We start from the raw sequence: 17758 nt of genomic DNA, 5'->3' as shown, positions 1-17758 counted from the left end.
GTTCACAGCTCCCATGCGAGACAACCCTTTTCGGCCGCCCACAAGAGATCGGCTCTAGTTCACCTTCTAACCATGCGGAGGCCGCCTCTAACCCCGCCCGGGAACCGGAAGCGTCAGCTCGAACCAGACGGTCTTGCCGGAATGCCCCTGTCTGGTCCCCCAGCGCGTGGCCGAGCAGGCGACAAGCTGCAGGCCACGGCCCCCTTCGTCGTCCAGGGACGCATGCCGCTCGAGGGGCGGATCCGGCAGCGGATCGGAGACTTCGACCCGCAGTACGCCGGGGGCGTCGAGGGGGCGTACGAGCCTTACACCGATGGGTCCCGAGGCGTACCGCAAAGAATTGGTCACGAGCTCGCTGACGAGCAGCACCGTGACATCACCGAGTGTGCCGATCCCCCAGTGCACGAGCTGCTTGCGGACGACCGCGCGGGCGGTGCGGACAGCGGTCGGGTCGGCGGGGAAGGTCCACTCGGCGCAGTCGCCTTCGGTCTCGATCACGCCGATCACTTCCCGGAGCGGGGGACCGGAGCCTCTGTCCGGTTTCATGGGGTTAATCAGCACATACCCGATATCAGGAAGCGCCTACCGCTTATGTCGGCGCACTGTGGCACAAACGGCGTAGGGGGGTGTTCACCAGCTGGGGTTTCGCATCCTCCGAGCCCCCCATTACGGGGGGACGGATCCGGCGTCGGGGATGCGAGGGAAGGATCAGCCGTCACGGATGCGGACGGCGGACCGCCTCCAGGACGGCCGGGCGGTCCTGGTCGAGCCAGTCCACCTCGTCGAGCTCGTCGGTGCGCAGCCAGCGCAGCGCGTCATGGTCCTCCAGCGGGGCGGGCTCACCGCTCAGGAGCTTGGCGGACCAGACCTGCAGGACGTATCCGGGGCGGCCGAGCGGCCACTCCCCCGGGATGCGCTCCACGGGCTCGGCCTCGACGCCGAGCTCCTCGCGCAGCTCCCGTACGAGGGCCTCCTCGGGGCGCTCGCCCTCCTCGACCTTGCCGCCGGGGAGCTCCCAGCGGCCAGCGAGCTCCGGCGGGGCGCTGCGCCGGGCCGCGAGGATGCGCCCTTCGTGCCACAGTGCGGCACCGACCACCACGATCCGTTCGTTCATGCGCGGGAGCCTACGGCCCGCCGGGAGTCCGCTTGCGTCAGGCGGTGCGGCGGTCGGGGCGCTCCACCCAGTAGAGCTGCTTGTGGCCGCGCCCCTCCAGGGTGTCGACCACCTTCTCCGCTTCCGCCCTGGTCGCATACCTGCCGACGCGGTAGCGGTTGCCGTTGTCGTCCTGCCGTATGACATGCCAAGGGAGCAGGGGGCTGCTGTCGTTCATCGCTCACCCGCCCCTCCGCTTGGCGCGCGCCGCATCGCGTCCTGTGGGGAAACCGCACTACGCATATGCCCGAGCCTACGCCCGACCTTCACTCTGCGGAGCCGGTATGGCACAAAGAGGTAGCGAATCGGCCATGGGTGAGGGGGCGCATCCCGCGGATGCGCCCCCTCTCCCTCAAGTCGGTCCGGGATCAAGGCTGTTCAGCGGCGGTACGGACGGTCGGCAGCGGCATCAGGACCGGTTCGGCGGACGGTGCCTTGCGGCAGACGTCGCCGCAGTCGGCGTCCAGGGAGCAGCAGAGCGAGCAGATGGGGCCGCTCTGGACCGGGCAGTCGGCGATGTCGGGCAGCTCGTAGGCGGTCTCGCAGACCGCGCAGTCGTGCGTGGCGGTCTCGTCCTCGATCACGACGTCCGGGCCGTTCACCGGGTTGGGCCTGGCCAGGTAGTACTTGCCCTTGGTGGCCCAGGCGATCAACGGGCAGAGGATCAGGGCGAGTCCGGCGGCGATGAAGGTCGAGAAGGCCTCGCCGTACTCCCCGAAAGCCCCGAAGAACGCGATGATGGAGACGGTCGAGGCGATCGTCATGGCACCGAAGCCCGCCGGGTTCACCGCGTACAGGTACGCGCGCTTGAACTCGATGTACTTGGGGCTCCAGCCCATCCGCTTGTTGATGACCAGGTCGGCGGCGACCGCGGTGATCCAGGCGATGCCGACGTTGGAGTAGAAGCCGAGCAGCTTGTTGAGCGCGGCGAACATGTTCATTTCCATCAGCGTCAGCGCGATGGCCAGGTTGAGGAAGATGTACCAGACCCGGCCCGGGTGCTTGTGCGTGATGCGGGAGAAGAAGTTCGACCAGCTCAGCGAGCCGCTGTAGGCGTTGGTGACGTTGATCTTGATCTGCGAGACGATCACGAAGATCGCGGCGGCCGGCAGCGCCACCGAGCCGAGCCAGGGCTTGAGTGCTTCGAGCTGAGGCGCGATGGGTTCGAGCGCGTGCGTCTTGCCCACGGCCTCCAGGGCGACGAAGGCGAGGAAGGCGCCGCCGAGCTGCTTGGCCGCGCCGATGATCACCCAGCCGGGACCCGCGGCAAGAACGGCCAGATTCCATCGGCGCTTGTTCGCCTCGGTCTTCTTCGGCATGAAGCGCAAGTAGTCGGCCTGCTCGCCGATCTGGGCGATGAGGGACAACGCGACACCCGTACCGAGTCCGAAGCCGATCCAGTCGAAGCCGGAGCCCGCGCCCTCCGTGCCGCCGAAGGAGCCGAAGGCGCCCCAGGCGTCCGGTGCCTCGAAGGCGAGGATGACGAACGGCAGGATCATGCCGATGATCCAGATCGGCTGCGTCCAGGCCTGCACCTTGGCGAGCGCGCCCATGCCGCGGAAGACGATCGGGATCACGATCAGCGTCGTGACCAGGTACCCGATCTCGACCGGGAGTCCGAAGGCCTGCTTCATGGCCTGGGCCATGATCGAGCCTTCGAGCGCGAAGAAGATGAAGGTGAAGGACGCGTAGATGAGCGACGTCAGCGTGGAGCCGAAGTAGCCGAAGCCGGCGCCGCGGGTCACCAGGTCCATGTCCAGGCCGTACTTCGCGCAGGCCTTGGCGATGGGGATGCCGGTGATGAAGATGATCGTGGCCGCGGTGAGGATCGAGGCGAAGCCGCTGGTGAAGCCGTACGTGAACACGATCGAGGCGCCGATCGCGAAGTCCGCGAGATAGGCGATGCCGCCGAGCGCGGTGCCCGCGACCATCGAGGGCGACCAGCGCCGGAACGAGTGCGGGGCATAGCGCAGCGAGTAGTCCTCGCGGCTCTCGTCCGCGGCGAGTTTGGCGTAACTCCGTTTCGGAGGCCCCGGATCGACCTCTTCGGTGCGAGTGACCGTGTCCGTCATGCTGGCTCCTTCACGCTGTCGCCGACCTGGGTGCGGGTTCGGTCGGTGAAGGTAGGAGCCGGACATGACGATCCGTAGCGGTATACCATTAACCCGGTGTTACACAGCCGGAGATGGCGTTAACTCCGGGTCACGGCGGCGGACGCGGGCGTCCGGGTATCGGTCAAGTCCCTTGTGGTGGGCGTTGACCGAGCGACTGCTCGGGCTACTCGGCCGCCAGCAGGGCTACTTGACCGGCAAGTGGTAGGCCACCCGGTAGCGGTCTGCCGGGATGACCACGTCGGCCGTTTCGACCGGGCGGCCGGAGGCGTAGTACGTGCGCTCGATGACCAGGACCACATGGCCCGGCACTCCGCCGAGCAGATGCAGCTCCTCGGCGAGGCCGGGGCGGGCGCCGACCTCCTCCGCGACGTTGTCCACGATCACGTCGATGGCGGCCATCCGCTCCACCACCCCGCAGCCGCCGAGCGGTCCTTCCTCGGGGAGCATCACCGGAGTGCGGCCGGTGATCACGAGGGGCTCCCAGGACGTGGAGAGCATCATCGCCTCGCCCGCGTCGCGGAAGACGTACGAGGTGCGCATCACGCGGTCGCCCGGCTCGAGGGCGAGCCTGCGGGCCACGTCGGCGTCCGCCAGGTCCTGCTCGCTGCGGGACTCCCAGGTGCCGCGCACGCCGGCCTCGGCCTGCTCCTGCCGGAACGGCGAGAGCCCGCCTCTGTGCCGGTAGGCCGCGCGCGAGACCCGGCGCGGAACAGGCCGCTCGCGCACATACGTACCGGATCCCGAGCGTCCTTCGACGAGACCCTCGGCCATCAGGACCTTGCGGGCCTCCAGGGCGACCGTGTCCGAGACGCCGTACTCCTCGCGGATCCGGGCCTGCGAGGGGAGCCGGGTGTGCGGCGGCAGCGTGCCGCTCACGATCTGCTTCCGGAGATCGTCCGCTACGCGCAGATACGCGGGCTGCTCACCGAACGTCACTGGCCACTCCCATCAGGTTGACAGACAGCAACAGCCTGGCAACCGTGGGTTGTTGACCGCAACCAAAGGCCAGGGAATCACTCGAAGTGATGCTGTTCCTGGTGGGAAGCTTGCCCCCGGCGCGTAGTTGATCTAGACGTCCGCACCCTCACCAGGGGCGGGCTCCTCGGAGGTGCCCGGAGCGGGCTCCTCCGACTTCGTGCCGTCACCCGAGCTGCCGGAGCCGCCCGCGTCCCGCAGCGAGCCCGTCGTCCGGCCGCCGTTCTCCTCGCCGAGGATGCAGGTGACCTCACGGTCGCCGAGCTTCCAGCTCTGGGACGTCGGGCTGTAGAAGAAGATGTACGTGTCCTCGGGGATGGCGTCGATATTGCCGACGTAGTCCTCGACCATGGCGCCGCACTTCTCGTTCGCCAGCTCGTCGATCTTGCTCTGGCCCGGGAACTCGCTGTGGTCGAGCTGGAACGAGCCGAAGGCCTCGCCGTCGTGCGGCTTCGAGCAGGGCACGACATCGAGCTCGTACGTGAGGCCTTCGAGGTCGCCGCCGGGCGCGTTGAAGCACTCGCCCTTGTCGGGCGAGGCGAGCTGTTCCTTCTGGGCGTCCTTCATGCCCTCCTCGAAGCCCTCACGGAAGTCGGCGGCCGCACCGCTGACGAAGAAGAGGAGGGTGAGGAGGAGGGTCACCGAGTTGACCACGATGCCCGAGATCGCGAGGCCCTTGCCGGTCATGCCGTTCTTCTTGATCTGCCGCAGCGCGACCACACCGAAGATCAGGCCGAGCGGCAGGAAGCAGAGCACACAGGTGACGAGCGCGGCGATGGCCAGACCGCTGGTCTTGGGAGCGGCCGGATAGGGCGCCCAGCCGCCGTAGGGAGGCTGCTGTCCGTAGGGCGCCTGCGGCTGACCGTACGGAGCCTGGGGCTGCTGGCCGTACGGCTGCTGCTGGCCGTAAGGCTGCTGCCCATAGGGCTGGGGCTGCGGCTGGGGCTGCTGTCCGTACGGATCGTTCTGCGGAGGCGGGCCGTAGGGGTTGTCCTGGGGCGGCGGGGGTATGGCCACGGGTTCCGGTCTCCTGGTCGGCTCGTGCGAACTGCTGCCCGAATCGTACGGGGCGCGGGGGCACCTGTGCCCTGTCGTCCGGAACCCGGGCCGCACCCTCCATGCGTGGTACCCCCGCGCGCCGCGCCCCGGCAGCGCCCGGCACCCTTCCTAGGGTCGGCCCGTGACCACCCCGCGCAGCACCCGGTACGCCGCACTCGCCGCCGCCCTGGCGCTCCTGACCGGAGCCCTGTCCGCCGAGGCGGCCGGGCGCCCCTGGCCCGCCGATCCGATGGACCGTACGGCCCCCGGCGGGAGCTGTGCACCCTCCCCCGGCTGGACGCCGAGCTCCACGGATCCGCGGAAGACCGGGCCCGCACACGCCTATGTGGGCAACGGCCTGCTCGGGGTGCGGGTGCCGCCGCGCGGGCACGGGTACGCGGTGTCCGACGCGAAGACGGGGTGGCCGCTGTTCACGCCGCGCTACGACGGGGCGTTCGCGGCCGGGCTGTACGGGATCGACAAGGAGTCGGGGCGCCAGGCCGTCGCCGCGCTGCCGAACTGGAGCACCCTCGACTTCGCCGCCGGGGACCGGACGTACGGCACACAGGGCAAGGTCTCCGCGTACCGGCAGACGCTCTTCCTGCGCTGCGGCTTCGTGCGGACGGCGCTCACCTGGACCGCCGGCGACGGCCGCCGCACCGACCTCGTCTACGACGTGCTCGCCGACCGGAACGCCCCGCGGGGCGCCGCGGTACGGCTGCGGATCACCCCGCACTGGAACGGTGAGGCCACCGTCGTGGACCGGATCGACGGCCGGGGCGCGCGGCGGCTCACCCACGAGGGCGGCGGGGCCACCGGGCGGGCCACCGTCGATGTGGCCTTCCGTGCGGACGGGACCGGGACGCGGGGCGCGCTCGCCTCGACGCTGCGGGCGCCCGGGCGGGTCCGGGCGGCGGGGCCGGCCAAGGGGTTGAGCGTGGCGCAGGCCGCGAAGTTCCCCGTGCGGTCGGGCAAGAGCTACGAGGTCGTGAAGTTCGTCGGCGTCGGCAGCGCCGAGGCCGGCGCGGACTCCCGCCGGGCCGCGGTCCAGGCCTCGCAGCACGCGGCGCTGCGCGGCTGGCCCGCGCTGTTCGCCGCGCACACCGCGGCCTGGCGCGGCCTGTGGTCCTCGCGGGTGGAGGTGCCGGGCCGCGAGGATCTGCAGCTGTGGACGCGCTCGGCGCAGTACGGCCTGTACACGGCGCTGCGCCGCGGCGGCCGTGACAGCCTCTCGCCAGTCGGCCTGAGCAGCGACAACTACGCGGGGCTCGTCTTCTGGGACGCCGAGACCTGGATGTTCCCGCCGCTGCTCGCCACCCGCCCCGAGCTCGCCAAGCCGGTCCTGGACTACCGCTTCCACACGATCGAAGGCGCCCGCGAGAACGCCCGGCGGCTCGGCTTCAAGGGCCTCTTCTTCCCCTGGACCAGCGGCTCGAAGGGGCGGCTCTGGGCGGAGTGCCACAGCTGGCGTCCGCCGCACTGCCTCACGCAGGTCCATCTGCAGTCCGATATCGCCCTCGCCGCCTGGCAGTACTGGCTCGCGACCGGTGACCGCCGCTGGCTGCGCGAGCGCGGGGAGCCCCTGCTTCGCGGGATCGCGGAGTTCTGGGCCGACAAGGCGGAGAGGAACGCGGACGGTTCGTACTCGCTCCGCGATGTGGCCGGTCCCGACGAGTACAGCAACGGCGTCGACGACGCGGTCTTCACCAACGCGGGCGCGGCCACCGCCCTGCGCCATGCCGCCGAGGCCGTCGAACTCCTCGGCGGGCGGCCCGCTCCCGCCTGGCGGCGCATCGCGGACAAGCTGCGGATCCCGTACGACGCGCGGCGGAAGATCTTCTGGCAGTACGAGGGGTTCCAGCGGCTCTCCGCGCCGAAGATCAAGCAGGCGGACACGGTGCTCCTGATGTATCCCCTGGAGTGGCCGATGCCGGAGGGTGCCGCCGCGGCGACCCTTGACCACTACGCGGCGATCACGGACCCGGACGGTCCGGCGATGACCGACTCGGTGCATGCGGTCGACGCGGCGGCGATCGGTGAGCCCGGCTGCTCCGCGTACACCTATCTGCAGCGCGCGATCCGGCCCTTCGTGCGCGGCCCGTTCGCGCTCTTCTCGGAGGCACGCGGCGAGAAGGCCGGCGCGCACGATCCGCTCGCGGGCTCCCCCGCGCAGGACTTCCTCACGGGCAAGGGCGGGTTCCTCCAGGTGTTCACGCACGGTCTGACGGGGCTGCGGCTGCATCCCGACGCGGTGCGGCTCGACCCGGTCCTTCCGCCCCAACTCGCTTCCGGCGTACGGCTGTACGGGCTGTCATGGCGCGGGCGCACATACGACGTGGCCGTGGGACCGCGGGAGACGACGGTGCGGCTGACGTCGGGGAAGCCGTTCACGGTCGAGTCGCCGCAGGGGTCGTTCACGGTGACCGCCGGCAAGCCGGCCGCCCTGAAGACCCGCCGCCCCGACCTGGCGCCGGGCGGCTCGCTCGCCCGCTGCCGCCCGGTCTCGGCGACCTCGGAGGAACCCGGGCTCTACGCGGCGGCCGCGGTGGACGGGAGCACGGCCACGGTGTGGCGGCCGGAGCGGGCGGGGGCCGCGCTGAGTGTGGATCTGGGGCAGATGCGGCCGGTGAAGTCCGTTTCCGCGGGCGGGAGTTATCGGGTGGAGACGTCGGTGGACGGGAAGCGGTGGGGGCGATTCGCCCCCGGGGCTTCCGTGCGGTGGGTGCGGATCGTGCAGACGGGGGCCGGACCGGAGGCGGTGGCGGAGCTCAGGGTCACCTGAGCTCCGCGTCCCGCCACGCGAAAGGCGTACCGCCGCAGGTCACTTGATCGAGGTGTCGCCGAACGCCTCGAGGAGTCTGCGGAGCTGCGCCGCGAGCTCCTCGGAGCCCTCGCGGCCGAAGTCCGCGAGGAGGCGGGCCTCGTTGGCGAGGTGGTCCTTCATGAAGGCGCTGGTGACCTCGTGCCCGCGCTCGGTCAGACGGATCTTCACGGCCCGGCGGTCGTCGGTGTCCCGTACGCGCTCGACCAGGCCCTTGGCCTCCATGCGGTCGATGCGGTTGGTGATCGCGCCCGAGGTGACCATCGCGGCCTTGCGGAAGGCGCCGGCGGTCAGCTCGTACGGAGGGCCCGAGCGCTGAAGCGTGGTGAGGACGTCGAACTCACCCATTTCCAGGCCGCGTTCGGCCGCGAAGGTCTTGATCTCCTTCTCCAGGATCCGGCCGAGGCGCTGCAGCCGTCCGATGACCTGGACCGGCCAGAGGGCGTCGGTCAGATCGGGGCGTTCCGCCTCCCACTGGCCGATGATCGCGTCCACCGCGTCGCTCACGGGGCCTCTCCCTCGTATCCCTCGGATGTATCTCAACGTTGAAACAGTTGACGCCGAACGATACCGGATGCTTTTATCTCAACGTTGAAATAATCAATGTTGAGGGGGAGGCATGGCTGTCCAGACCGCCGTCGGGTCCGCCGTACGGGGCAAGGTGCGCGAGGCGACCGGCGGGCGCCAAGTCCCGGCGCCGCTCCTGGCGTTGCTCGCCACACCGATCGCCGCGGGGGCCAACGCCCCCGTCCTCATCCTGCCGAGCACGGCCGCCTCGCTGGGGGTCTCCACGGCCTCCGTGACCTGGATCGTCACCGCCTTCGCCTGGGCGATGGCGGTCGGCACACCGCTGTTCGCGGGGCTGCTCCGGCTGCGGGGCCTGCGTGCCGCACTGTGGGTGAGTTCGGCGTTCGTCCTCGCGGGCAGCGCGCTCGTGGCGCTCGCGCCGTGGCTGCCCGCGCTGCTCGTGGGGCGTGCGGCGCAGGCGCTCGGCGGGGCAGGGTTCGTGGCGGTGGCAATGAGTCTCGCGGCCGGGTCCGCCCGCCGGATGGGCGTGATCACCTCCGGGTTCGGTGTGCTCGGGGCGTCGGGGCCGCTGCTCGGCTCCCTGATCGGCGAGGCCGCGTCCTGGCGCGTGGCGCTGCTCCTGTCCGCGGTGTCCCTGGTGGCGGTGCCGGCGGTGGCGCGGTATGCCAAGTCGGCGCCGGTGAAGGGGAGTTCCTTCGACGTACGGGGAGCAGGCGCGCTGGTCGCCCTGGCGAGTGCTCTCGTGCTGATTCCGCAGACCGGGGCCGCGCCTCCCGTCCTGCTCGCCGCGTTCGCCGCGGCCGTGCTGCTCGTCCTGCATGTGCGGCGGCGGCCCGAGGGTCTGGTGCCGGCCGCCGTGGTCCGCTCGCCGCGCTTCGCCGGCGCCGCACTGACCGCGCTGGCCGTCTCCACCTCGTACTTCTCGCTGCTCTTCGCCCTGCCGCGGCTGATCGCGGACCGTGCGGGCTGGGAGCAGAGCGCCATCGGCCTGGGCCAGATGATCGCGCTGCTCGCCGGGTCCGCGCTGTCCTGGGGGCTCGCGGCCGTCTCGGTGCGGATGAGCCGGCGGGCGGTGTACGGGGTGCTCCTGACCCTCGGCGCGCTGGCGCCGCTCACCGCGGTCTGCGCCGCGTGGGCGCCGCTGCTGCTCGTGGCCGCGACGGTCGCGGTGCTCGCGGCGACGGGCGGCAACGCGGTCCTCGCGGTGTACGCGGGGCAGGAGGCGCCGGCGCACCAACGGGCGTCCGCCATCGGCCTGTTCGTGCTCTGCTACCAGCTGGGCGGGGCGTTCGGGCCCGCGATCGCCGCGCTGCTCGTGCTCGGCTGAGGGGCGGCCGGCGGCTCGACTCATGGGCGGCCGGCGGCTCGCGGCGCCCTCGGCCCCTGGTCGTCACCCGGACCTGTCGGCAGACTGGGCCGGGTGACGACATCGATGCGCAAAGGCGCCAACATCCCGGTTCCCGCCGCCACCGTACGGGCGGTGCTCAGCTGGGCGGACCGGCCGGGCAGCCCCGAGGCCGATGTCTCGGCGCTGCTGCTCACCGCGACCGGGAAGGTGCGCGACGACCTCGACTTCGTCTTCTACAACCAGCCCGAGCACGCCTCGGGCGCCGTGCGCTATCTGGGGACGCAGCGGGAGCCGGGCACGGTGGCCAACTCCGTCGAGGTGCGGCTGACGCAGCTCGAAGCGGAGATCGAGCGGGTGGTGCTCACCGCTTCGGCCGACGGCGGCACGTTCGGACAGCTCGCCGGGCTGACGCTGCGGCTCCTCGACGCCGGTACGGAGGCGGAGCTGGCCCGGTTCGAGACGGAGGCGGGGAGCGAGACCGCGTTCATCGGGGGTGAGCTCTATCTGCGCGGCGGGCAGTGGAAGTTCCGGGCCGTGGGGCAGGGCTACGCGTCGGGGCTCGCGGGGCTCGCCACGGATTTCGGGATCAGTGTGGACGACGAGGAGAGCACCGGGGCGGGTTCTGCTTCCGCAGCGGGCTCGGGTCCGGGTGCTGGTGCGGCTCCGGGTGCCGGTGCGGCTCCGGCCGCCGGATCGTCCCCGTACGCCCCTTCAACTCCCCCTGGTTTCGGACCTGTTCCCTCACCGACACCGATGACTCCCCCGCCCGTGCCGCCGCCCGCTCCCGCGTACACCCCGGCTCCGCCGCCCGCGCCGCCGGTGGCGCCCACTCCCCCGGTCGCGGCGACCGCTGCGGGACCGGGCACTCCTCCCCGTATGACCAAGGGCGAGGAGAACCTCCCCGTCGACATGCGCAAGCGCCTGGACCTGCGCAAGCAGAAGGTCGCCGTCAGTCTGCAGAAGCACGGTGCGACCGGGGTACGGGCCCGGGTGATCCTCGTGCTCGACGCGTCCGGATCCATGTCGGCGCTGTACCAGCGCGGCACGGTCGCGAGCGTGGTCGAGCGGATGGCGGCCGTGGCCGCGCAGCTGGACGACGACGGGGCGATGCAGGCGTGGACCTTCGCCTCCCACCCGGCGCGGCTGCCCGACCTGTGGCTCGGCGAACTGCCGAAGTGGCTCCAACTCCACGTGCGCGTGGGCGAGATCAGCCTGCTGCGGCCGAAGAAGCGCAAGCGCGGACTGCTCGACGAGCAGGTCGACATGCGGCTCGTCGGCATCCAGAACGAGGAGCAGAAGGTGATCGCCGAGGTCCGCTCGTACGTCCGCGGGAACCGCACGGCGGATCCGACCCTCGTGCTGTTCTTCTCGGACGGCGGGGTCTACCGGAACGCGCAGATCGAGCAGCAGCTGCGCGAGGCCGTGGAGGAGCCGGTGTTCTGGCAGTTCGTGGGGCTCGGACGGGCCTCGTACGGCGTGCTCGAACGGTTCGACACCCTGCCGGGACGGCGCGTGGACAACGTGGGCTTCTTCGCCGTGGACGACATCGACAAGGTCTCCGACGAGGAGCTCTACGACCGGCTGCTCTCCGAGTTCCCGCAGTGGATCAGGGCGGCGCGGGGAGCCGGGATTCTCTGAGTCCGGGGGCTCAGACCAGACCGGGCACCGTCGGTTCCCGGCCGGCGGTGACCAGGCGCGGCCGCTCGTCGCCCGTGAGGAACTCCGTGAGCAGCAGCAGTCGTCGGACGGTGTGCGGGGCGGGGCCCGCTCCTGTGCCGGATGCCGAGATCGCCGCCCAGACGCCCTTGCCCCAGGGGCCCGGCACGGTCCAGCCCCACGCGTCGGAGACCGCGTCGACCACGTGCAGGCCGTGGCCCGTGGCCTTGAGCGGGAGGCCCGTGCCCGGGTCGAACACCGCGCACAGGACGTCCGGGCCCTCGCTCAGCACGGCGACGACGAGCGGGTGCGGAAAGGGTTCTGCAAAGGGGCCGGACAGGCCGTGTTCCAGTGCGTTCGCCACCAGTTCGCCGGCCGCGGTGTGCACACGGGGCGCGAGCGCGGTGCGCCGCCAGCGGACCAGGGTCGCGTCCACGAACGCCCAGGCCGCCTTCTCCGCGCCGAAGTCGGCGGGGAGCGACAGGGTCGCCGAGTCGGCGCCGGCCGCCGCCGCGCCGAGCAGCAGTTCCGCCGGGCGGCTTGGCGCAGTGGTCACCTGAACTCCCTTGTCCGTCACGGCCCTTGGCCAACAGGGCATACGCGGACATGGTGGGGTGTCCCCCGCGTCACTGCAAGCACATCCGCAAGAACATCTGCAAGAACGTCTGCAAGTACGCCTGTGCTTACGCTTGCACGTACATCCGCATATACACGTCCAGGGGAGAGACCCGCATGCGCTCACCACACGCCTTTTCCGGGGACTTTGACAACGGCATGTCCGCGGCCGTTCTCGACGGAGTCCGGTGGCGCAAGAGCGGCCGCTCGAACGCGAACGGGGAGTGTGTCGAGGTCGCGGAGCTCGCCGACGGGCAGATCGCGCTGCGCAACTCCCGTTTCCCCGAAGGGCCCGCGCTGATCTACACCAGAGCCGAGATCGCGGCGTTCATCGGCGGGGCCAAGGACGGGGACTTCGACGACCTGACGTAGCGCAGGAGGCAGCGGCGACCGGCTAGGCGCCCAACTAAGTCTGGACCACGTTTAGTTCGGAACGCTGTACACGCCGCGCGCGCCGGTGCGACACTGAGCCGCCAATCGAACTGCCGGACCGACGGCGGACAAGCGGGGAGCGGATGAGGTCTCCCTGTTCGGGCGTCGTCGAGAATTTGGGGATGGCATGACGGGCTCTCGGGCAGAGGGTGCTCCGGAGCTGACGGGGACACCCGGGCTCCGGTCGACAGCCGCTCAGCGGCACGGCGGTCCCACGGTGCTGCGCATCGTGCTCGGCACGCATCTGCGCCGGCTCCGTGAGGCGAGCGGGATCACCCGTGAGGACGCGGGCGACGCCATCAGGGCCTCGCACGCGAAGATCAGCCGCGTGGAGCTCGGCCGGGTGGCCCAGAAGGAGCGGGACGTAGCCGACCTGCTCACGCTCTACGGCGTCACCGACCCCGACGAGCGCGCGGAGTACCTGGACCTGGCCCGGCGCGCGAGCAACCCCGGCTGGTGGCAGAAGTACAGCGACGTCATGCCCAGCTGGCTGGAGACGATCCTCGGCCTGGAAGAGGCCGCCGCGGTGATACGCAGCTACCAGGTGCAGTTCGTGCCCGGGCTGCTGCAGACCTCCGACTACGCACGGTCCGTGGTGAGCCTGGGCGAGGCCCGCGGGTCGGTGCGCGAGATCGAGCGCAAGGTCGAACTGCGGTTGCGCAGGCAGGAGTTGCTCACCCGTCCCGAGGCGCCGAAGCTCTGGTTCGTGGTGGACGAGGCCGCGCTGCGCCGGCCGATGGGCGGCCGCCTCACGATGCGGACCCAGCTGCGCCGGCTCATCGAGGTCGCGGAGATGCCCCATGTCACCCTGCAGGTGGCGCCGTTCGGCGCCGGGGGGCTCGCCGCGGCGGGCGGGCCGATAACGATCCTGCGCTTCGACGAGCCGGACCTGCCGGACATCGTCTATCTCGAACAGCTCACCAGCGCCCTGTATCTCGACAAACGTGCCGATGTCGAGAACTACATGGCGGTGATGGACCAGGTCTGCTCGGCGGCCTCCGACACGGAGGCCAGCGTCCGGTTCCTGGAGGAGCTGCTCGACTCGTACTACTGAGTTCCGAGTCGGTCCTGCTCGTACCGCCGAGTTCCGAGTCGGTCCTCCTCGTCACCGTCGAGCTCCGAGCCGGTCCTCCGCCTGTCCCCCGTACCGCATACATCCTGTACGTCCTCTCAGGAGATGCCCCGTGACCGCACAGTCCCCTTCGCCAGGCCCCGCGATAGACATCACCGTCCCCTGCTCGCCCCGTATCTGGAACTACTGGCTGGGCGGCAAGGACAACTACGAGGTCGACCGCGCGGTCGGCGACCAGTTCTTCGAGATCTACCCGTCGATCGTGCCGATCGCCCGGCACTCGCGCGGCTTCCTCACGCGCGCGGTCACGTATCTCGCGGGCGAGGCCGGCATCCGGCAGTTCCTTGACATCGGCACGGGGCTGCCCACGCACGACAACACGCATCAGATCGCCCAGCGCACCGCCCCCGACGCGCACATCGTGTACGTGGACAACGACCCGGTCGTGCTCGCCCACGCCCGCGCACTGCTCACGTCCAGCCCCGAAGGGGCCACGCACTACATCGACGCGGATCTGCGCGACCCGGACCTGATCCTGGAGCGTGCGGCCAAGCTGCTCGACTTCGAGCGGCCCGTCGCGCTGTGCATGCTGAACATCCTCGGCCACATCGAGGACACCGCGGAGGCGACCTCGATCGCCAAGCGCCTGGTGGACGCGCTGCCTTCGGGCAGCTACCTGGTCACCGCGGACGGCACCAACGTCGTCACGGGCGAGGCCTTCGAGCAGGCCATCGCCATCTGGAACCAGGTCGGCCGCCCCACGTACCACCTGCGCAATCCCGAGCAGATCGCCGGGTTCTTCGAAGGTCTCGAACTCCTGGAGCCCGGCGTCGTGTCCTGCTCGCGCTGGCGCCCGCAGGAGAATCCCTTCGGGCAGCCGGCGGAGGTCGACGAGTTCTGCGCGGTGGGCCGCAAGCCGTAGAGGCAGCGGGGCTCAGGCGGTCTTCGGGCGCTGGGCGAACCGGAGCAGGTTGCCGGCGGGGTCGCGGAAGGCACAGTCGCGCACGCCGTACGGCATGTCCATCGGCTCCTGGATCACCTCTGCGCCCGAGGCCGCCAGCTTCTCGAAGGTCGCGTCGCAGTCCTCGGTCGAGAAGATCACGCCGCGCAGCATGCCCTTGGCCATCAGCTCGGCCATGGCCTGCCGGTCGTCGGGCGAGGCGTTGGGGTCGGCGAGCGGCGGCTCGAGCACCACCTCGACGTCGGGCTGCGTCGGAGAGGCGAGCGTCACCCAGCGCATGCCCTCGAAGCCGACGTCCTTCTTCACTTCGAGCCCGAGTGCGTCGCGGTAGAAGGCGAGCGCCTTGTCGTGGTCGTCGACGGCGATGAAGCACTGCTTCAGCTTGATGTCCATGGGCTTACGGTACGGCCGGTCCCGGCCGTACCGCTTCTTCATTCCTGACCGGTACGGACGCGGGTCAGTCGTCCGGCTTGTTGCCCGGCTTGTTGTCCGGCTTTGCGTTCCTGAGCGGTCGCGAATAGATCATCGCCACGCACGCCGGGATGTCGGAGACCTCTTCGTGGTCCATGGCCCGGTACGCACTCGGCGACTGGCCCACCAGCTCCGCGAAGCGCGTGCTGAACGATCCGAGCGAGGTACATCCCACGGCGAAGCAGACCTCGGTGACGGACAGATCACCGCGTCTGAGCAGGGCCTTCGCCCGCTCGATCCGCCGCGTCATCAGATAGCTGTACGGGGTCTCGCCGAACGCGGCCCGGAAGCTGCGCGAGAAGTGCCCGGCCGACATATGGGCGTGCCGCGCGAGCCGCTCCACGTCGAGCGGCTCGGCGTAGTCGCGGTCCATCATGTCGCGGGCCCGCCGCAGGCGCTTCAGATCGTCGAGCGGCACTTTTCCTCTCACTCGGCAAGGATTGCACGGGCCGCGTCACAATCGTCCGGCCACTGATGGTGGATCGGGCCTCGCGGCTATACTCCGGGCTCATAGACCACACCTTCCGTTGCCTGACGTCGCAGGGATGACGCATCGCTGAGCCGGAAGTCGCAGGGCCGGGGGATCTTCAAGGTCCGGGGGGATCACGTCGACCGTCCTCGCCCTGTAGTCACCGAGGAGTCGCCTTGAGCAACAGCAACTATTCGGCAGGCGAGCCCGAGTACGGCGGGCAGGAACCGTCCTACGGGTATCCGCAGGACGGGTACGGCCGGCCGTCGCACAGCCGGCCTCCGCACGGCCGGCCGTCCTACGACCAGGGCTCGTACCAGCAGCCCTCGTACGGGCAGCAGTCCTCTTACGGCCAGCAGCCCTCGTACGGTCAGGAGTCCTCGTACGGTCAGGAGCCTTCGTACGGTCAGCCGTCCTACGACCAGCCGGACGCCTCCTACGGACGCCGCCCCGACCCCTCGTACCAGCGGCCCGCAGAGCCCGAGAGCCGGCCGGAACCGGAGCCGAGCCCGGCCGCCGAGCCGGTCCGGGGCAAGGCCGCCAAGGGGCAGAACCGGCGCTCGGCGCTCAAGTTCATGGGCTTCGGCGGGCTGCTCACGGCCGGCGGGGCCGCGGCGGGTGTGCTCGGCAAGGATCTGGTCCTGCCGTCCACGGCCCAGGCCGCCACCGCCACCGGCGCCCTGAGCCTGCCCGCCGGGAGCCAGGTGGACGGTCTGACCGTGCCGTCGTTCGCCCCGTCGGGCCGGCGGCCCCGCTACCGCCGGGCCACGTGGAGCCAGCAGTTCCAGAAGGGCCACGGCTGGTCCATAGGCGGCTCCGGGACCGCCTCTTCGGATCCCGACGACACCGAGGTGTTCACGCGCGGGACACAGTCGGCGCGGGCCACGACCACGGGTGCCGGAGCACAGTCGTACATCCGCAAGGCCGGTCTGCCGGCGCTGAACATGACCGGCAAGATGCTCCGGCTGATCTTCCGCGTCGACAATGCCGACCATCTCTCCAAGATGGTCTTCTACTTGGGCAGCGGTGGGTTCAAGGACACCTACAGCTGGCGTTTCCACAACCACTCCAGGACCGCCGCGAACTATGTGCAGTCCGGTGAATGGGTCACGGTCCATCTGCAGTGGGCCGACGTCGCCGCCGCTTCGGGCGCGTACACGCTCTCGGCCACCGGGAAGCCCTCGGTGAAGACCGGCTTCACCGATCTGTCCTTCGCGGTGTACGACGACGGCGCGGGCAAGGTGACGTACAACCTGCAGGCCGTGGAGGCCGTGCCGGACACGACGTCGAAGTTCCCCAAGGGCGTCGTCTCGATCACCTTCGACGACTCCCATCAGTCGATCCACGATCTGGGGCGTCCGGTGATGGACGAGCTGGGCATGCCCGGCACCATCTACAACATCGCCGACGCGATCGGTACCGGCACCTTCCTGACCATCGACGAGATGCGCAGCCTGCAGGACTCCTCCGGCTGGGAGATGGCCGGGCACTCGTATGCCAACGCGGCGCACACGGCGAGCTATGCGAAGCTCACGGCCCAGCAGGTGGACGAGGACTTCCGCAAGCTGCGCGAGTGGCTGGTGAGCAATGGCTTCACCAGCGACCACTTCGCCTATCCGCACGGCGCGTTCCAGAAGACCACCGACGGTGTGCCCGTCGACATGCTCGCCGCACGCCACTTCACCACGGCCCGGTCGATCATCTCCGAGACCATCGAGTCCTTCGCACCGGCCATGCCGTACCGCCTGAAGGCGCTGACGGGCATCAACGACGGCTCGGGGATCGGCGGTACGACGCTGGCCAAGGTCATCGGTCCCGGCGGGCAGCTCGACCGGTGCGCGGAGAGCGGCGACTGGCTCATCCTGTGTCTGCACAAGCTCACCGAGGGCCCGCCGAAGACGAGTACCGAGATCAGCCAGGCGGGTCTGGGCAAGCTTCTCAAGGAGATCGAGAAGCGGGAGATCGAGGTGCTCACCGTGCAGGAAGCGATGACGTACTACGCCTGAGGGCGGGGCCGTCGGGAAAAGGGGCGGGGCCCGGTGATCGACACCGGGCCCCGCCCCTTTGCGTGCGGTCCACGCGGCTGTTCGCCCGCGGACCGCTCT

The 17758-nt window shown here is 70.4% G+C and carries 17 protein-coding genes; 7 read left to right on the top strand and 10 right to left on the bottom strand.

Translation table 11 applies throughout. The features are described 5' to 3' along the window. Window positions 1-87: 87 nt before the first annotated feature. From H9Y04_RS00450 to H9Y04_RS00425, 6 genes are all read right to left on the bottom strand, one after another. Window positions 88-507, bottom strand: coding sequence for an ATP-binding protein (locus H9Y04_RS00450; protein WP_187811852.1), 420 nt, complete (start codon window positions 505-507; stop codon window positions 88-90). Between the two features lie 208 nt (window positions 508-715). Then, complete coding sequence (locus H9Y04_RS00445; RefSeq protein WP_187811575.1) at window positions 716-1114, bottom strand: (deoxy)nucleoside triphosphate pyrophosphohydrolase; 399 nt, start codon at window positions 1112-1114, stop codon at window positions 716-718. Window positions 1115-1151: 37 nt separating this feature from the next. Next, window positions 1152-1331 (bottom strand): SPOR domain-containing protein, encoded by a 180-nt coding sequence (locus H9Y04_RS00440; RefSeq protein ID WP_187811574.1) that lies wholly within the window; start codon window positions 1329-1331, stop codon window positions 1152-1154. A gap of 190 nt (window positions 1332-1521) precedes the next feature. Continuing rightward, window positions 1522-3225 (bottom strand): purine-cytosine permease family protein, encoded by a 1704-nt coding sequence (locus H9Y04_RS00435; protein WP_187811573.1) that lies wholly within the window; start codon window positions 3223-3225, stop codon window positions 1522-1524. 225 nt (window positions 3226-3450) lie between these two features. Then, on the bottom strand, window positions 3451-4203 hold the full coding sequence (locus tag H9Y04_RS00430) for a GntR family transcriptional regulator (protein WP_187811572.1): 753 nt from the start codon (window positions 4201-4203) through the stop codon (window positions 3451-3453). 132 nt (window positions 4204-4335) lie between these two features. Further along, complete coding sequence (locus tag H9Y04_RS00425) at window positions 4336-5259, bottom strand: DUF4190 domain-containing protein (RefSeq protein WP_187811571.1); 924 nt, start codon at window positions 5257-5259, stop codon at window positions 4336-4338. Between the two features lie 163 nt (window positions 5260-5422). On the opposite strand from H9Y04_RS00425, the gene H9Y04_RS00420 reads away from it, so the two are divergent. Then, window positions 5423-8062, top strand: a complete 2640-nt coding sequence (locus H9Y04_RS00420) for a glycosyl hydrolase family 65 domain-containing protein (RefSeq protein WP_438818050.1) — start codon at window positions 5423-5425, stop codon at window positions 8060-8062. Between the two features lie 39 nt (window positions 8063-8101). Here H9Y04_RS00420 and H9Y04_RS00415 read toward each other — a convergent pair whose 3' ends face one another. Next, window positions 8102-8608: a MarR family winged helix-turn-helix transcriptional regulator gene (locus H9Y04_RS00415; RefSeq protein WP_187811570.1), complete on the bottom strand. Its 507-nt coding sequence runs from the start codon at window positions 8606-8608 to the stop codon at window positions 8102-8104. A gap of 112 nt (window positions 8609-8720) precedes the next feature. Between H9Y04_RS00415 and H9Y04_RS00410 the strand changes: the two genes are divergently transcribed. Together H9Y04_RS00410 and H9Y04_RS00405 are read left to right on the top strand one after the other, a co-directional pair. Then, on the top strand, window positions 8721-9956 hold the full coding sequence (locus tag H9Y04_RS00410; RefSeq protein WP_187811569.1) for an MFS transporter: 1236 nt from the start codon (window positions 8721-8723) through the stop codon (window positions 9954-9956). A 105-nt stretch (window positions 9957-10061) separates the two neighbouring features. After that, complete coding sequence (locus H9Y04_RS00405) at window positions 10062-11615, top strand: VWA domain-containing protein (RefSeq protein ID WP_187811850.1); 1554 nt, start codon at window positions 10062-10064, stop codon at window positions 11613-11615. A 10-nt stretch (window positions 11616-11625) separates the two neighbouring features. Here H9Y04_RS00405 and H9Y04_RS00400 read toward each other — a convergent pair whose 3' ends face one another. After that, window positions 11626-12189 carry an ATP-binding protein gene (locus tag H9Y04_RS00400; RefSeq protein WP_187811568.1) on the bottom strand — a complete coding sequence of 188 codons (564 nt, stop codon included), beginning with the start codon at window positions 12187-12189 and terminating at the stop codon, window positions 11626-11628. Between the two features lie 176 nt (window positions 12190-12365). Here H9Y04_RS00400 and H9Y04_RS00395 point away from each other — a divergent pair, with 176 nt between their 5' ends. The 3 genes from H9Y04_RS00395 to H9Y04_RS00385 all read left to right on the top strand — a co-directional run bounded on the left by H9Y04_RS00395 (window position 12366) and on the right by H9Y04_RS00385 (window position 14674). Further along, window positions 12366-12620, top strand: coding sequence for a DUF397 domain-containing protein (locus tag H9Y04_RS00395; protein WP_187811567.1), 255 nt, complete (start codon window positions 12366-12368; stop codon window positions 12618-12620). 187 nt (window positions 12621-12807) lie between these two features. Further along, window positions 12808-13734: a Sco1979 family transcriptional regulator gene (locus tag H9Y04_RS00390; RefSeq protein WP_187811566.1), complete on the top strand. Its 927-nt coding sequence runs from the start codon at window positions 12808-12810 to the stop codon at window positions 13732-13734. A gap of 130 nt (window positions 13735-13864) precedes the next feature. Then, window positions 13865-14674, top strand: coding sequence for an SAM-dependent methyltransferase (locus H9Y04_RS00385; RefSeq protein WP_187811565.1), 810 nt, complete (start codon window positions 13865-13867; stop codon window positions 14672-14674). A gap of 12 nt (window positions 14675-14686) precedes the next feature. Here H9Y04_RS00385 and H9Y04_RS00380 read toward each other — a convergent pair whose 3' ends face one another. Both H9Y04_RS00380 and H9Y04_RS00375 read right to left on the bottom strand, forming a co-directional pair. Further along, window positions 14687-15106 carry a VOC family protein gene (locus H9Y04_RS00380; RefSeq protein ID WP_187811564.1) on the bottom strand — a complete coding sequence of 140 codons (420 nt, stop codon included), beginning with the start codon at window positions 15104-15106 and terminating at the stop codon, window positions 14687-14689. A gap of 64 nt (window positions 15107-15170) precedes the next feature. Beyond that, window positions 15171-15560: a helix-turn-helix transcriptional regulator gene (locus H9Y04_RS00375; protein WP_214660717.1), complete on the bottom strand. Its 390-nt coding sequence runs from the start codon at window positions 15558-15560 to the stop codon at window positions 15171-15173. 269 nt (window positions 15561-15829) lie between these two features. On the opposite strand from H9Y04_RS00375, the gene H9Y04_RS00370 reads away from it, so the two are divergent. Continuing rightward, entirely contained in the window at window positions 15830-17659 is a 1830-nt protein-coding gene (locus H9Y04_RS00370; RefSeq protein WP_236070484.1) for a polysaccharide deacetylase family protein, read from the top strand. Window positions 17660-17758: the final 99 nt, after the last annotated feature.

Origin of the sequence: Streptomyces polyasparticus, assembly GCF_014493765.1 — a bacterium.
In the GTDB taxonomy this organism is placed as follows: domain Bacteria; phylum Actinomycetota; class Actinomycetes; order Streptomycetales; family Streptomycetaceae; genus Streptomyces; species Streptomyces polyasparticus.
The sequence above is the reverse complement of the archived record's forward strand: the minus strand, read 5'-3'. Positions and strand labels throughout refer to the sequence as shown.

Excerpts from the sequence above, each read along its gene's own strand:
- H9Y04_RS00445 (WP_187811575.1), bottom strand. The coding sequence starts at position 1,114 with ATGAACGAACGGATCGTGGTGGTCGGTGCCGCACTGTGGCACGAAGGG.
- H9Y04_RS00440 (WP_187811574.1), bottom strand. The coding sequence starts at position 1,331 with ATGAACGACAGCAGCCCCCTGCTCCCTTGGCATGTCATACGGCAGGAC.
- H9Y04_RS00435 (WP_187811573.1), bottom strand. The coding sequence starts at position 3,225 with ATGACGGACACGGTCACTCGCACCGAAGAGGTCGATCCGGGGCCTCCG.
- H9Y04_RS00410 (WP_187811569.1), top strand. The coding sequence starts at position 8,721 with ATGGCTGTCCAGACCGCCGTCGGGTCCGCCGTACGGGGCAAGGTGCGC.
- H9Y04_RS00405 (WP_187811850.1), top strand. The coding sequence starts at position 10,062 with ATGCGCAAAGGCGCCAACATCCCGGTTCCCGCCGCCACCGTACGGGCG.
- H9Y04_RS00395 (WP_187811567.1), top strand. The coding sequence starts at position 12,366 with ATGCGCTCACCACACGCCTTTTCCGGGGACTTTGACAACGGCATGTCC.
- H9Y04_RS00390 (WP_187811566.1), top strand. The coding sequence starts at position 12,808 with ATGACGGGCTCTCGGGCAGAGGGTGCTCCGGAGCTGACGGGGACACCC.
- H9Y04_RS00380 (WP_187811564.1), bottom strand. The coding sequence starts at position 15,106 with ATGGACATCAAGCTGAAGCAGTGCTTCATCGCCGTCGACGACCACGAC.
- H9Y04_RS00375 (WP_214660717.1), bottom strand. The coding sequence starts at position 15,560 with ATGATGGACCGCGACTACGCCGAGCCGCTCGACGTGGAGCGGCTCGCG.